The sequence below is a fragment of the Rhodococcus sp. T7 genome, assembly GCF_009872365.1.
Classification (GTDB): Bacteria; Actinomycetota; Actinomycetes; order Mycobacteriales; family Mycobacteriaceae; genus Rhodococcus_F.
The window spans coordinates 1-995 of the sequence record NZ_WXYH01000257.1; the positions used below are offsets into that span (position 1 = coordinate 1).

The window sequence follows — 995 nt, forward strand, 5'->3', positions numbered from 1 at the left end:
CACCACTACGTGCAGGTTGACCGTGTAGCGCCCCTGCCAGCTGATCTCCATCGTTGGCGGGGGCTGCGCTTGGTAGCGTTCCCCACCACCACTACTACTGCTGCTCAGCAGGCCACCACCACCCGGTGTGGCAGCCATCCGCGGTACGCACACCACGCCCCCCACGGCGGCAAACCGGCGACCTCGACCCCGTGGTCGCCGCATCGGACCACGCACACCCACCACCCGGAGCACCGTCACAGCCACGGGCGCGGCAGGGTCATCGGTGTGGATGAGTCTGCAGGGTTCGAAACAATCTTCGGTCGACGATGATCGCGGCACCGTGCACAGCGACTCCGCACACCACCTACCCCACGTCCGCCGCCGCACCACACGATCCGGCACCGCGCCGGTCAACGGAAGATCGTCCACACCGCGGCGGCGAGCGCTACCACGACCACAACCATCACCACGGTGACAAAAGATTCGTGATCAGCGAGAAGTTGCCGCATGATGGGAAGACTCTCAGTCCCGGCTCCCGGCAGAGCAAGCAAGCGAGCGCACCGACACGGCACTGACAGCAGGAAAGAACCGACCCCCGTCGTGATGCCCAGAGGCAAACCTGGCGTGTGGAACCGTACCCGGGGCCTCACGATCCCCCACCGCCCCACGACGTTAGCCACCGCACGCCACACCCCGAGGGCGTGGCGCGCCGACGCACCCTCTAATCTGGCGGGTCCGAACACCGAGGAACATGAGGACGCACCAGGCATGGCCACCGACTACGACGCCCCCAGAGTCACCGAATCCGACGAGACCTCGGATACGTCCCTCGAACAGCTGACCGCCAGCCGGAAAGACACCCAGTCCCCCGCCGTGGACGTCGAGGACACCGACACCGCCGAATCCTTCGAACTGCCCGGCGCCGACCTGTCCGGGGAGGAACTGACCGTCCGCGTCCTCCCGAAGCAGGCGGACGAATTCACCTGCACCAGTTGCTTCCTGGTCCACCACCG

General features: G+C 66.5%; 1 protein-coding gene. It reads left to right on the plus strand.

Annotation, left to right across the window (positions count from 1 at the left end; translation table 11 throughout):
• Nucleotides 1-750 precede the first annotated feature (750 nt).
• Nucleotides 751-995 (plus strand): DUF4193 domain-containing protein (locus tag MLGJGCBP_RS22435; protein ID WP_160098094.1); only part of this gene is annotated, 245 nt, incomplete at its 3' end.